Below are 13,349 nucleotides of genomic sequence, written 5' to 3'. Positions count from 1 at the left end.
GTCACGCGTCCGGTTCGATGTGGACGGCCGCGCCGATCCCGGCGCCGCCAAACGGGCATCGCCCGGCCCGGCGGGCGCCGAAGGCTTGTCGGAGAGCCGCTCGGGTGGCCAGACTGTCAGTGCTCCACGCGGCCGGTACCGCGGCGGAGCACCGGTCCGGTGGCCGCCTCCTCCCTCGATGGCCACCGGGCCGCCTCCCCATCGCGGCGTGAGAGCCGCTTCGATCGGCCGCCCTGCTGTTCGCATCGCCGGGCACTCTCGCTTCCTGGTCGCTTCGCACCTTCACGACCGCTTTCGGCGTGACTCCGCCATCCGGGCCTCGACCGCTCCGTCCGGTGGACATCGGGGCCCCGAGCGCGCACACTCGGACTACTTCATACTGCATACAATCTCCAGTCGGCGGGAGAGGTGGTCGCCATGGCCGAGGTGCGCGAACTCCGGGATGTCCACGGACGGCGGTACCGCGTCGGCGAGTCCGACCGGGAGCTGCTGGGCCGGCCGCGGAGCTGGATCACCTGGCTCGCCGCGGCGGCCATGCTCGCCGCCGGGGTGCAGCAGTACGGCTTCGGCGCGATCGTCCCGTCGCTGAGCCGGACGCCCGGGTGGACGTTCGGCGGGATCGTTCTCTCGCTCGCGGTGTGGGCCGTCTGCCAGGCCGGGGCCGCGTTCCCGGTGGCGTGGCTCCGCGATCGCGGCCTGCTCCCCGCGCCCGTGGCGATGGCCCTCGGCGCGGTCCTGTGCGCTGCCGGGCTGGTGACGCTCGGCCACGCGACCAGCCTGCCGGCCGTGTTCTTCGGCTACTCCGTGCTCGGCGGGCTCGGCACCGGCCTGGTGTACGCCACCTGCGTCGGCGCGGTGCTCGCCTGGTTCCCGGACCGCACCGGCCCCCGCACCGGCCTCGTCAGCGGGGCGTTCGCCTTCGGCAGCGTGCCTTTCGTCGTGCTCGCCGCCGCGCTGCCGGCCGCGCGGCCGGTGCTCCTGGACGTCACCGCCGGGGTCGTGTTCGCCGTCATCGCCGGGTGCGCGGCGCTGCTGCGGTACCCGCCGCGCCACTGGTGGCCCGCCACGCCCGAACCCCGGGCCTGGGCCCTCGACCGAGCGCACAACCGGCGCCCGGCGGTCCGGCACTACCGGCCGGCGGAACTGTTCCGGTGCGGTACGACGCTTTCGCTGTACCTCGTGGTCGTGCTCGCGGCCGCCGTGCTGCTGTTCGACCTGGCCTACCTGGCGACGTTCACCGCCGCGCGCAGCGGTCCCGGGCTCGCCGCGGCCGCGCTGGCCCTGCTCGCCGCGGCCACCGGCAGCGGCCGTGTCCTCATCGGACGGCTCGCCGACCGGCTCGGCCGGCACCGGATCCTGCGCTTCGGCCTGCTCGCGGGCGGCCTCGCCCAGTTCGTCCTGTTCTATTCCGGTGAACACCGGCACGCCGTCGGCCTGCTGCTGGGCGTCGCGCTCGCCGGCCTCGGCAACGGCTGCTGCTACACGCTGCTCGTCGGCCTGGTGCGCGAGTACTTCGGCGAGGAGTCGGCGGCGCAGAACTTCGGGATCCTCTACAGCGCCAAAGCCGTCGGCGCGGTGGTCGGGATCGGACTGGCCGCGTTCGTCGTGCCGGCACACGCGTTCGCGGCGGCCGGGGTGCTGAGCCTGGCCGGTGCGGTGCTGTCCGGGCGGCTGACCCAGCCGGGCCGGCCCAAGTCGCTGCTGCCGGCGGCGTGACGTGGGGCGGATGACCAGCAGGCGGCGGGTGCTGCGCGTCCACGACGGCGTGCAGACGACGCGGCCGGACACGCTGACCGTCGAAGAGCCATTGGAGATCCGGGTCGCCGGGAAGCCGTTGACGATCACCATGCGGACCCCCGGCGACGACTTCGACCTCGCCGCCGGGTTCCTGGTCGGCGAGGGCGTGGTCCGCGCGGCGGCCGACATCCGGTCGATCCGCTACTGCGCCGGCGCCACGGCCGACGGCGGCAACACGTACAACGTCCTGGACGTCGTGCTCGCCGACGGCGTCGCCCCGCCGGACGCCTCGGTGGAGCGCAACTTCTACACGACGTCTTCGTGCGGCCTGTGCGGCAAGGCGAGCCTGGACGCCGTGCGCACGACGGTCACGTGGCCCATCGGCGACGACCCGTTCACGACGGACCCGGCGACGCTGGCCACGCTGCCGGACGAACTGCGTGCGGCGCAACGGGTCTTCGACCGCACCGGCGGCCTCCACGCGGCGGGCCTGTTCGACGCCGACGGGAAGCTGCGGTGCCTGCGCGAGGACGTCGGGCGGCACAACGCGGTGGACAAGGTCGTCGGCTGGGCGGCCAGGGACGGCAGGCTGCCGCTGCCGGGAACGGCGCTGATGGTGAGCGGGCGGGCGTCGTTCGAGCTGGTGCAGAAGGCGGCGATGGCCGGGATCCCGTTGCTGGCCGCGGTGTCGGCGCCGTCGTCGCTGGCGGTCGACCTGGCCGCCGAGCTGGGCCTGACCCTGGTGGGGTTCCTGCGCGGGACGTCGATGAACGTCTACACGCGACCGGACCGCCTGGGTCTTCAGCCGAGCTGAGCGAGCACGGCGGCGACGGCGGGGCCGGCCTCGGCCCGGTGCCCGGCGGCGAGCTGCCACGGAACGGGCCGGTCGAACCGCCGCACGGTGAGCTCGGGAAACCGCGCGGCGGCGGAGGCGGGAAGGACGCCGGCGGCGAGGCCGGCCCGCACCAGCCCGGCGGCCACGGCGAGATCGTCGACCTCCAGCGACACCCGGCGGCAGGGAAAGGCGCGGTCGACGGCATCCCGGATCGCCCAGCCGGGTGGAAAGTCCACAAGGGAGAGTCCGGAGAGGTCGGTGGGGGCGGAGCACGAGCCGCCGGGTGCGGTGGCGAGAACCAGCTCTTCCGGGGCAAGCGGGGTGATGACCGGTCCGGCCGTGGAGTCGCCGGGCGCCAAGAACAGCGCCACGTCCACAAGAGACTCGCGCAAGCCGCACTCCACCTCCTCCGGCCGCACCTGGCTGACCTCGACCTCCAGGCCCGGGTGCGTGTGCCGCAGCCGGGCCAGGACCCGGTGCAGGTCGGCCAGCAAGCCGGGGCAGACCCCGAGCCGCACCCGGCCGTCCACGGGGGACACCGAGGCCCGGGCCCGTTCCGCTGCCTCCAGGGCGGCCCGCGCGGCGGGAACGAACGCCTCGCCCGCGGGCGTCAAGACCACCCGGTGCGTCGTGCGGTGGAACAGTGGCGTGCCCAGGTCGCGCTCCAGTGCCCTGACCACTGTGGACACCGTCGACTGGACCGTCCGCAGGCGCTGGGCGGCCGCCGTGAAGCCACCCTCCTCGGCGACCGCCACCACCACCGCCAGCTGGCGGAGCTCCATCAGCCGAGGAGCTCGCGGGCCAGCGCCGCCGTCTCGCTCGGCGTGCGCCCGACCCGGATCCCGGCCGCTTCCAGTGCCGCCTTCTTCGCCGCGGCCGTTCCCGCCGATCCCGACACGATCGCGCCGGCGTGGCCCATCGTCTTGCCTTCCGGGGCGGTGAACCCGGCCACGTAGCCCACGACCGGCTTCGCCACGTTGGCCCGCACGAACTCCGCGGCCCGCTCCTCGGCGTCGCCGCCGATCTCGCCGATCAGCACGATCAGGTCGGTCTCCGGGTCCTTTTCGAACGCCTCGACCGCATCGATGTGCGTCGTCCCGATGATCGGGTCTCCGCCGATGCCCACGCAGGTCGAGAACCCGATGTCCCGCAGCTCGTGCATGAGCTGGTAGGTCAGCGTGCCGGACTTCGACACCAGGCCGATCCGGCCGGGGCCGGTGATGTCGGCCGGGATGATCCCGGCGTTCGACCGGCCGGGGGAGATGATGCCCGGGCAGTTGGGGCCGATGATCCGGGTCCGTCCGCCGGCCGCGACGGCGTGCGCCCAGAGCCGCGCGCTGTCGTGCACCGGGACGCCTTCGGTGATCACCACCGCGAGCCCGATGCCGGCGTCCACCGCCTCGAGCACGGCGTCGGCGACGAACGGCGGCGGCACGAACAGCACGCAGACGTCCGCCCCCGTCGCCGCCATCGAGTCCGCGACGCTGCCGAACACCGGCAACGACGCGTCCCCGAGGTCCACGTGCTGCCCGGCCTTGCGGGGGTTGACCCCGCCGACGACGTCCGTCCCGGCGGCCAGCATCCGCCGCGTGTGCTTCGCGCCTTCGGAACCGGTGATGCCGGAGACGACGATCCGGCTGTTCTCGTCCAGGAAGATGGCCACGGTTCAGACCTCCGCGATCGCGAGCTTCGCCGCCTCGCGGGCGGCGTCGTCCATGGTGGCCACCACGGTGACCAGGGGGTGGGCGGCCTCGGCGAGGATCCGCCTGCCTTCGGTGACGTTGTTGCCGTCGAGCCGGACGACCAGCGGCTTCCTCGCGCGCGGACCGAGGACCTCCAGCGATCGCACGATCCCGGTGGCCACCGCGTCGCACGCGGTGATGCCGCCGAAGACGTTGACGAACACGCTGCGCACCTGCGGGTCGCCGAGGATGACGGTCAGCCCGTCGACCATCACCTGCGCCGACGCCCCGCCGCCGATGTCGAGGAAGTTCGCCGGTCCCCGCGCACCCGCCTCGGCCGCGGCCGCCGCCACGACGTCCAAAGTGGACATGACGAGGCCGGCGCCGTTGCCGATCACGCCGATGTCGCCGTCGAGCTTGACGTAGTTGAGGCCTTTCGAGCGGGCCTCGCGCTCCAGCGGATCACCGTCCGAAGTGGTGTCGAACGACGAGGAACGGCGGAAGGACGCGTTGTCGTCCAAAGTGATTTTGCCGTCGAGGGCGACGATCCCGGTGGCGGTCCGAGCCAGCGGATTGACCTCGACGAGTGTGCAGTCCTCGGCGACGAACACCTCCCACAGCTTCTCGACGACCCCGGCGACTTCGGTGCGGACGCCGGCGGGGAACGCGGCCGCGACGGCCGTGGCGTCGATCCCGGCCAGTGCGTCCACCGGCACCCGGACCAGTGCGTCCGGCCGGGTGGCCGCGACATCCTCGATCTCCATCCCGCCGTGGGCCGAGGCCATGGCGAGGAACGTCCGCCCGGCGCGGTCGAGCAGGAAGGAGACGTAGTACTCGTCGGCGATTTCGCTCGCTTCGGTCACCAGGACGCGGTGCACGGGGTGGCCCTTGATGTCCATCCCGAGGATGTCGTCGGCGGCCTGCTCGGCGTCGTCGGCGGTGTGCACCACGCGGACGCCGCCCGCCTTGCCGCGCCCGCCGGTCTTCACCTGCGCCTTGACCACCACCGGCCCGCCGAGGGCGACCGCGGCGGACCGCGCCGCGGCCGGATCGGCGGCGACCCGGCCGCGGGGGACCGGCACGCCGTGCCGTTCGAAGAGATCGCGGGCTTCGTGTTCGAAGAGGTCCATGCGGGAGCGTCCTTTCCGCGGCGGGGCAGGGCAACGGAGTCCGCCGTGCCCGGGCGCGGAGCGGCGGTCCGCGGGGCCGGGCCCGGCGCAAGAACCGGGTGGCGGAAAAACCTGCGGATGGGCCTGGACACAGCCAGCTAGAAGAGTGACTATATGCCTACCCCATACGGTATGCAATCTACAGTCTGCTTCGAAGGGGCCGCTGACCTCGGAACTCAGCTGACGAAAGAAGAGGCGACACGCACCGCCGGACAAGAGAGATCCGGCGGCGGACCAGAGGAGTTGAGCCATGGCGCTGACCACGACCGGCACCACCGCGGGGGAGAGTGCCGCAGCGACGAACGGCGCCGACCCCGCGCCCGCCGGGATATCCGGCGGCCACCTGGTGGCCAAGGCGCTGAAGGCCGAAGGGGTCGACACGATCTTCACCCTGTGCGGCGGGCACATCATCGACATCTACGACGGCTGCGTCGACGAAGGCATCGCGGTCATCGACGTGCGCCACGAACAGGTCGCGGCGCACGCGGCCGACGGCTACGCGCGGATCACCGGCAAGCCCGGCTGCGCGGTGGTCACCGCCGGGCCGGGTACCACCGACGCCGTCACCGGCGTCGCGAACGCCCTGCGTGCCGAGAGCCCGATGCTGCTGATCGGCGGCCAGGGTGCGCTGACCCAGCACAAGATGGGGTCCCTGCAGGACCTCCCGCACGTGGACATGATGACGCCGATCACCAAGTTCGCCGCCACCGTGCCGCACACCGCCCGCGTCGCCGACCTCGTCTCGATGGCCTTCCGCGAGGCCTACGCCGGCGCGCCCGGACCGTCCTTCCTGGAAATCCCGCGTGACGTCCTCGACGCCCGCGTGCCGCTCGAGAACGCCCGGATCCCCGAAGCCGGGCGCTACCGGGCGTCCACGAAGAACGCGGGCGACCCGGCGGACGTCGAAAAGCTCGCCGACCTGCTGGTGCACGCCAAGAAGCCGGCCATCCTCCTCGGCAGCCAGGTCTGGACCACCCGGGCGACCGGCCCGGCGACCGAGCTGGTCCGGACGCTGAACATCCCGGCGTACATGAACGGCGCCGGCCGCGGCACGCTGCCGCCGGGCGACCCGCACCACTTCCAGCTCTCGCGCCGCTACGCCTTCGACAACGCCGACGTCATCGTCATCGTCGGCACCCCGTTCGACTTCCGGATGGGCTACGGCAAGCGGCTGTCGAAGGACGCCACCGTCGTCCAGATCGACCTCGACTACCGCACGGTCGGCAAGAACCGCGACATCGACCTCGGCATCGTCGGTGACGCCGGCCAGGTGCTGGCCGCGGTCGCCGAGGCGGTGTCCGGCCGCACCGGCAACGGCGCCGTCGGCCGCAAGACCTGGCTCGAAGAACTCCAGGCGGTGGAGGAAAAGGCCAAGCGGAAGCGGCTGCCGCTGCAGCACTCCGACGCGAGTCCGATCCACCCGTACCGGCTGGTCCACGAGATCAACGAGTTCCTCACCGAGGATTCGATCTACATCGGCGACGGCGGCGACATCGTCACCTTCTCCGGCCAGGTCGTGCAGCCCAAGTCGCCCGGCCACTGGATGGACCCCGGCCCGCTCGGGACGCTCGGCGTCGGCATCCCGTTCGTGCTCGCCGCCAAGCACGCGCGGCCGGACAAGGAGGTCGTCGCGCTCTTCGGCGACGGCGCCTTCAGCCTCACCGGCTGGGACTTCGAGACGCTGGTGCGGTTCGACCTGCCGTTCGTCGGCATCGTCGGCAACAACTCGTCGATGAACCAGATCCGCTACGGCCAGGCCGCGAAGTACGGCCTCCCGCGCGAGCGCGTCGGCAACACCCTCGGCGACGTCCGCTACGACGAGTTCGCGCGGATGCTGGGCGGCTACGGCGAAGAAGTCCGCGATCCGGCCGACATCGGCCCGGCCCTGCGGCGGGCGCGGGAGTCCGGCAAGCCGTCGCTGATCAACGTCTGGGTCGATCCCGACGTGTACGCCCCCGGAACCATGAACCAGACCATGTACAAGTGAGGGAGGCAAGGCATGGGTAAGGCACTGGAGGGCGTCCGCGTCCTCGACATGACCCACGTGCAGTCCGGTCCGTCGTCGACGCAGCTGCTCGCCTGGCTCGGCGCGGACGTGATCAAGCTGGAAACCCCCGGCCGCGGTGACATCACCCGCGGGCAGCTGCGCGACCTGCCCGGCGTGGACAGCCTCTACTTCACGATGCTGAACGCCAACAAGCGCAGCATCACGCTCAACATGAAGAGCGCCGAGGGCAAGGAAGTCTTCGAGAAGCTCGTGTCCGGAGTGGACGTCCTGGTGGAGAACTTCGGCCCGGGCGTGGTCGACCGGTTCGGCTACCCGTGGGAGAAGCTGGCCGCGCTCAACCCCCGGCTGGTCTACGCCTCCATCAAGGGGTTCGGCCCCGGCCGTTACGCCGACTTCAAGGCCTACGAAGTGGTCGCGCAGGCCATGGGCGGCGCGATGAGCACCACCGGCTTCGAGGACGGGCCGCCGACCGCGACCGGCGCGCAGATCGGCGACTCCGGCACCGGCATCCACCTGGTGGCCGCCATCCTCGCCGCGCTGTACCAGCGGACCTCCACCGGCCGCGGCCAGCGCGTCCAGGTCGCCATGCAGGACGCCGTGCTCAACCTGTGCCGCGTCAAGCTGCGCGACCAGCAGCGACTCGCCCACGGTCCGCTGGGGGAGTACCCGAACGACCAGTTCGGCGACGAGGTCCCGCGCTCGGGCAACGCCTCCGGCGGCGGCCAGCCCGGCTGGGCGGTCAAGTGCGCGCCCGGCGGGCCGAACGACTACATCTACGTGATCGTCCAGCCACCCGGCTGGGCTCCGCTGGCCCGGCTGATCGGCAAGGCGGAGCTGGCCGAGGACCCGGCGTGGGCCACCCCCGAGGTGCGCTTGTCCAAATTGGACAAGATGTTCGCGCTCGTCGAGGAGTGGACCGAGAAGCACACCAAGTGGGAAGTGATGGAACGGCTGAACGCCTGCAACATCCCGTGCGGCCCGATCCTGTCCACGAAGGAGCTGATCGAGGACGAGACCCTCGCCGAGCTCGGCTCGGTCGTCGAGGTCCCGCACCCCGAGCGCGGCAGCTTCAAGACCGTCGGCTGCCCGCTGAAGCTGTCCGACTCGCCCGTCGAGATCGAACGGTCGCCGCTGCTCGGCGAGCACAACGACGAGGTACTGACCGAACTCGGGTACAGCGAAGCGGAGCTCGGCAAGTTCCGCGCGGCGGGGGTGATCTGACGTGGTGGATCGCGCGGCGGTCGAAAAGATCCTGGGGCAGGCGGCAGCCGAAGGCCGGTCCTCGCTGACCGCGCCCGAGGGGCGTGCGGTCTGCGAGGCCTACGGCATCCCGACCCCGGCCGAGCGGCTGGCGACGACGGCCGGAGAAGCCGTGGCGTACGCCGAGGAGATCGGCCTGCCGGTGGTGCTCAAGATCGTCTCGCCGGACATCCTGCACAAGACCGAGGCCGGCGGCGTGCTCGTCGGCCTGAAGGACGGCGAGGCGGTCCAGGCGGGCTTCGCGCGGATCGTCGAGAGCGCGAAGGCCCACGACCCGGCGGCGCGGATCCTCGGCGTCCAGGTGCAGCAGATGCTCACCGAGGGTCAGGAGGTGATCATCGGCTCGGTCACCGACCCGACGTTCGGCAAGATCGTCGCGTTCGGCCTCGGCGGCGTGCTGGTGGAGGTGCTCAAGGACGTCACCTTCCGGCTCGCGCCGACGAGCACCGAAGAGGCCCTCTCGATGATCGACGGCATACGAGCAGCTCGGATCCTCCGGGGCGTCCGCGGCGCGGACCCGGTCGACCGTGCCGCGCTGGCCGCCGTCATCACCGGGCTCGGGCAACTGGTCGGCGACTTCCCCCAGCTGTCCGAAGTGGACCTCAACCCGGTGCTCGCCACGGCGGGTGGCGCGACCGCGGTGGACGTCCGGATCCTGGTCGACCCGGAGGCGGCGAAGGAGCCGCACCGGTTCACCCAGGAGGAGATCCTCGCCTCGATGAACCGGATCATGAAGCCGGCGTCGATCGCGGTGATCGGCGCGTCGGCCGAAGCCGGGAAGATCGGCAACTCGGTGATGAAGAACCTGGTCAACGGCGGGTACGCGGGGGAGATCCACCCGATCAACCCCAAGGCCGCCGAGATCCTCGACCGCAAGGCCTACGCCAGCATCACCGATGTGCCCGGCGACGTCGACGTCGCGGTCTTCGCCATCCCGGCGAAGTTCGTTCCCGCCGCACTGGAGGAAGTCGGCAGGAAGGGCGCGGCCGGCGCGATCCTCATCCCGTCCGGCTTCGGCGAGACCGGCAACATCGCGCTGCAGGACGAGGTCGTCGCGATCGCGCGCAAGCACGGCGTGCGCATCCTCGGGCCGAACATCTACGGCTACTACTACACGCCGGAAAACCTGTCGGCGACCTTCTGCACGCCGTACGACGTCAAGGGCGGCGTGGCCCTGTCGTCGCAGAGCGGCGGCATCGGGATGGCGATCCTCGGCTTCAGCCGCTCGGCGAAGATGGGTGTCTCCTCGATCGTCGGCGTCGGCAACAAGGCCGACATCGACGAGGACGACCTGCTCACCTTCTTCGAGCAGGACGAGAACACCGACCTCATCGCCATGCACCTCGAAGACCTCAAGGACGGCCGGGCGTTCGCGGAAACGGCGAAGCGGGTCTCGCGGCGCAAGCCGGTCGTCGTGCTCAAGGCCGGCCGGACGTCGCAGGGCGCGAAGGCGGCCAGCTCGCACACCGGCGCGCTGGCCGGCAACGACAAGGTCTACGACGACATCCTCCGCCAGAGCGGGGTGATCCGGGCGCCCGGGCTGAACGACATGCTGGAGTACGCCCGCGGGATCCCGCTGCTGCCCACGCCGCAGGGGGAGAACGTCGTCATCATCACCGGCGCCGGCGGCTCGGGCGTGCTGCTGTCGGACGCCTGCGTCGACAACGGGCTCGACCTGATGGCGATCCCGCCGGACCTGGACACGGCGTTCCGGAAGTTCATCCCGCCGTTCGGCGCGGCGGGCAACCCGGTCGACATCACCGGCGGCGAGCCGCCCTCGACCTACCGCAACACGATCGCGCTGGGCCTCGGGGACGACCGCATCCACGCCCTGATCCTGGGTTACTGGCACACCATCGTCACCCCGCCGATGGTGTTCGCGGAACTGGTGTCCGAAGTGGTCGCGGAGTACCGCGCGAAGGGCATTCACAAGCCCGTCGTCGCGTCCCTCTCCGGCGACGTCGAAGTCGAAGAGGCCAGCGATTACCTCTACGAGCACGGCGTCGTCGCCTACCCGTACACGACCGAGAAACCCGTGGCCGTGCTCGGTGCGAAGTACCGCTGGGCGCGGGCCGCGGGCCTGCTCTGAAGGCTCTCCACAGGGACTGGCCCGACCACACGGAAAGGACGAGGATCCACCCGCAGAACGGCAGCAGAGGGACACGAGTCAATGGTGACGAAAGAGAACTCTTATGACCGCAGCCACGTACCAGGAGATCACCGACAAAAACGGAAGAGTCTACCGGGTCGGTGAGTCCGACCGGGACATCTTGGGCAGACCCCGGTGGACGATGGTCGTCCTGCCCTGGGTGGCCATGATGGCCATCAGCTCATCGGAATACGCGTTCACTTCGGCCGAGGAGACGTTGTCCTCGGCGCACGGCTGGCACGGCGCGCACATCTTCTGGCTGCTGGCGGTCTGGGTGTTCTTCCAGGCCGCGGTGGCGTTCCCGGCGGGCAAGATGCGGGAAAGCGGCCGGCTGTCCGCCCGGTCGGCGATGCTGATCGGCGCGGTGGGCACCGTGCTCGGCTACCTGGCGCTGGCCTACGCACCGAGCGTCTTCTGGGCCTACCTCGGCTTCGGCCTCTTCGGTGGCGGCGGCGCCGGGTTCGTCTACGCGACCTGCATCAACATGGTCGGCAAGTGGTACCCCGAGCGCAAGGGCGGGAAAACCGGCTTCGTCAACGGCGGGTTCGCCTACGGCTCGGTCCCGTTCATCTTCATCTTCACGAACTACCTCGACCTGGGCAACTACGGCACCATCCTGCCCGCGGTCGGGCTCTTCCTGGCCGGGGCCGTCGCGGTCAGCGGGTTCTTCTTCCGCGACCCGCCGAAGAACTGGTGGCCGGCGAACGTCGACCCGCTGAAGGTGCCGGACGACCCGCGCGTGCGCCGGTCGCTGGCGAAGAACCCGCCCGCGGTCAAGCAGTTCACGCCGCGGGAGGCGGTCCGGACCGGGATGCTGCCGCTGATGTGGATCTGCCTGCTCTGCACGGCGGGCGTCAACATCTTCGGCATCTCCGCGCAGGTCCCGTTCGGCAAGGAGATGGGCTTCGCGGGCGGCATCGTCGCGCTGGCGATGAGCCTCAAAGCGGTCATCAACGGCGCCGGGCGCGGGGTGATCGGCTGGATCTCCGACCGCTACGGACGGCGGCAGACACTGCTGCTGGTCTGCGTGGTGCTCGGGCTGGCCCAGGTCGCGGTGTACCTGTCGGGCTCGATCGGCAGCATGCCCCTGTTCCTGCTGGCGTCGATGGTCTCCGGGTTCGGCGGCGGGGCGATCTTCCCGCTGTTCGCCGCGCTGACCGCCGACTACTTCGGCGAGAACAACAACGCCAGCAACTACGGCCTCGTCTACAGCTCGAAGCTCGTCTCCGGGATCGTGGGCGCCGGCCTCGGGAAGCTGGTCATCGACGGGTGGGGCTACGGCGCGGCCTTCTACCTGGCCGCGGCGACGAGCCTGCTCGCCGCCGGTCTCGCGTTGTTCCTGCGCCAGCCGGGCCGCAAGCCCGGCGGGATGCCTCACGGGCTCGCCGAAACCGAGCTCGTCGCGCGCCCCGCCACCGGCTGATCGCCGGCACGGCAGCTGAGATCTGTCATGACCACGGTCAAGAACCCGCCCGCTCCCCGAAGCCGGCTCGGTCAGGGCGGGCTTCGGGCTGCGGCGATGTACTGGAAGAGTCGTTCACCACGTCGTCAGGAGACTGTCGACGAACCTCGGACGCGCGAGACCAGCACGGCCGGGGCTTCAGCGGTGCTCAACCCCGCCGACCCCGCCGGGGGCCGGCCCCCGGCGGGGTCTGGGGCTCGGCCTCGGAGGAGTCCGCCGGACGTTCGTGGTAGGCCTGGCGGGTGCGTTCGGTGTGCTTGGCCATGATCTTCTCGGCGGTGTCGGCGTCCTGGGCGGAGATGGCCTGGATCAGCGCTTCGTGCTCGTTCCAGGCGTCCTGCCCGCGGGGCCGGGCGATCGGCGTGTAGTACCAGCGGACCCGGCGGTCGACCAGGCCGATCAGCTCCGCCAGCACCTGGTTCCCGGACAGTTCGGTGATGAACGCGTGGAGGGCGGCGTTGGCCGCGACCAAGCCTTCGGTGTCCTCTTCGGCGAGGGCCTTGAGGCCGGCCTGCTGCAGTTCTCGCAGGCGGAAGACGTCGGCGGCGGTGGCCCGGCCGGCGGCGAGCTTCGCGGAGTGCGTCTCCAGCACGCTGCGGACGCTCAGCAGCTGGTCGGCCTCCTCGTCGGTGGGCAGGTGCACGAACGCGCCCTGCGCCGGGCGCAGGTCGACCCAGCCTTCGCTCTGCAGCCGCTGCAGGGCTTCCCGGACCGGCTGCCTGCTCACCCCGAGGTACTCGGCGAGGTCGGCCTCCACCAGGTGCTGCCCAGGCTCGAGGGTGCGGTTGATGATCAGTTCGGCGAGCGCTTCGTAGACGACCTGGCGCAGCGGCGCGGGGCGCTCCACGCGCTTGGCGGCGGTCGAGCTGAGCGAGCCCTTGGCCGTGCGGCGGCCGGTCGGGCCGCGGTCGGGCAGCGGGGAAGCGGGCTGGCTCACGGGACACCTCGAGTCGGGGAGGAAAGCGGTGATCTGCCATCAGGATACAGGTTTTGGTATGCAAAATCCCGGAACTCAACCGTGGGTGGCGATTTTGGGTCGAGGTGGAT

10 protein-coding genes are annotated in these 13,349 nt (G+C 71.3%); 6 read left to right on the top strand and 4 right to left on the bottom strand.

Going from position 1 to position 13,349, the window contains the following annotated elements; all coding sequences use genetic code 11:
- Window positions 1–417 precede the first annotated feature (417 nt).
- On the top strand, window positions 418–1,716 hold the full coding sequence (locus ACLJQE_RS28715) for an OFA family MFS transporter (RefSeq protein ID WP_410642533.1): 1,299 nt from the start codon (window positions 418–420) through the stop codon (window positions 1,714–1,716).
- A gap of 1 nt (window position 1,717) precedes the next feature.
- A complete protein-coding gene (gene fdhD, locus ACLJQE_RS28710) occupies window positions 1,718–2,551 on the top strand; it encodes a formate dehydrogenase accessory sulfurtransferase FdhD (protein WP_410642532.1) in 834 nt (277 codons plus the stop codon).
- Here fdhD and ACLJQE_RS28705 read toward each other — a convergent pair.
- Genes ACLJQE_RS28705 through sucC form a run of 3 tightly spaced genes read right to left on the bottom strand, consistent with a single transcriptional unit; the run spans window position 2,539 to window position 5,384 of the window.
- Window positions 2,539–3,354: a LysR family transcriptional regulator gene (locus tag ACLJQE_RS28705; protein WP_410642531.1), complete on the bottom strand. Its 816-nt coding sequence runs from the start codon at window positions 3,352–3,354 to the stop codon at window positions 2,539–2,541. The two genes, fdhD and ACLJQE_RS28705, sit on opposite strands and share 13 nt — an antisense overlap.
- Window positions 3,354–4,235, bottom strand: a complete 882-nt coding sequence (gene sucD, locus ACLJQE_RS28700; RefSeq protein WP_410642530.1) for a succinate--CoA ligase subunit alpha — start codon at window positions 4,233–4,235, stop codon at window positions 3,354–3,356. Before sucD ends, ACLJQE_RS28705 begins: the two co-directional genes overlap by 1 nt.
- A gap of 3 nt (window positions 4,236–4,238) precedes the next feature.
- Window positions 4,239–5,384: an ADP-forming succinate--CoA ligase subunit beta gene (gene sucC / locus ACLJQE_RS28695; RefSeq protein ID WP_410642529.1), complete on the bottom strand. Its 1,146-nt coding sequence runs from the start codon at window positions 5,382–5,384 to the stop codon at window positions 4,239–4,241.
- Window positions 5,385–5,673: 289 nt separating this feature from the next.
- Between sucC and ACLJQE_RS28690 the strand changes: the two genes are divergently transcribed.
- The 4 genes from ACLJQE_RS28690 to ACLJQE_RS28675 all read left to right on the top strand — a co-directional run bounded on the left by ACLJQE_RS28690 (window position 5,674) and on the right by ACLJQE_RS28675 (window position 12,263).
- Window positions 5,674–7,410, top strand: a complete 1,737-nt coding sequence (locus ACLJQE_RS28690; protein ID WP_410642528.1) for a thiamine pyrophosphate-binding protein — start codon at window positions 5,674–5,676, stop codon at window positions 7,408–7,410.
- A gap of 12 nt (window positions 7,411–7,422) precedes the next feature.
- Window positions 7,423–8,652 (top strand): formyl-CoA transferase, encoded by a 1,230-nt coding sequence (gene frc / locus ACLJQE_RS28685; RefSeq protein ID WP_410642527.1) that lies wholly within the window; start codon window positions 7,423–7,425, stop codon window positions 8,650–8,652.
- A 1-nt stretch (window position 8,653) separates the two neighbouring features.
- A complete protein-coding gene (locus ACLJQE_RS28680) occupies window positions 8,654–10,780 on the top strand; it encodes an acetate--CoA ligase family protein (RefSeq protein ID WP_410642526.1) in 2,127 nt (708 codons plus the stop codon).
- Between the two features lie 103 nt (window positions 10,781–10,883).
- Window positions 10,884–12,263, top strand: coding sequence for an OFA family MFS transporter (locus ACLJQE_RS28675; RefSeq protein ID WP_410642525.1), 1,380 nt, complete (start codon window positions 10,884–10,886; stop codon window positions 12,261–12,263).
- 187 nt (window positions 12,264–12,450) lie between these two features.
- On the opposite strand, the gene ACLJQE_RS28670 is transcribed toward ACLJQE_RS28675, so the two are convergent.
- Window positions 12,451–13,239 (bottom strand): GntR family transcriptional regulator, encoded by a 789-nt coding sequence (locus ACLJQE_RS28670; RefSeq protein ID WP_410642524.1) that lies wholly within the window; start codon window positions 13,237–13,239, stop codon window positions 12,451–12,453.
- Window positions 13,240–13,349: the final 110 nt, after the last annotated feature.

This window comes from Amycolatopsis sp. lyj-346 (genome assembly GCF_046548975.1).
Lineage (GTDB): Bacteria > Actinomycetota > Actinomycetes > Mycobacteriales > Pseudonocardiaceae > Amycolatopsis.
The sequence above is the reverse complement of the archived record's forward strand: the minus strand, read 5'-3'. Positions and strand labels throughout refer to the sequence as shown.

Coding starts and splice junctions, on each gene's coding strand:
- ACLJQE_RS28715 (WP_410642533.1), top strand. CDS start 418: ATGGCCGAGGTGCGCGAACTCCGGGATGTCCACGGACGGCGGTACCGC.
- ACLJQE_RS28705 (WP_410642531.1), bottom strand. CDS start 3,354: ATGGAGCTCCGCCAGCTGGCGGTGGTGGTGGCGGTCGCCGAGGAGGGT.
- sucC (WP_410642529.1), bottom strand. CDS start 5,384: ATGGACCTCTTCGAACACGAAGCCCGCGATCTCTTCGAACGGCACGGC.
- ACLJQE_RS28690 (WP_410642528.1), top strand. CDS start 5,674: ATGGCGCTGACCACGACCGGCACCACCGCGGGGGAGAGTGCCGCAGCG.
- frc (WP_410642527.1), top strand. CDS start 7,423: ATGGGTAAGGCACTGGAGGGCGTCCGCGTCCTCGACATGACCCACGTG.
- ACLJQE_RS28675 (WP_410642525.1), top strand. CDS start 10,884: ATGACCGCAGCCACGTACCAGGAGATCACCGACAAAAACGGAAGAGTC.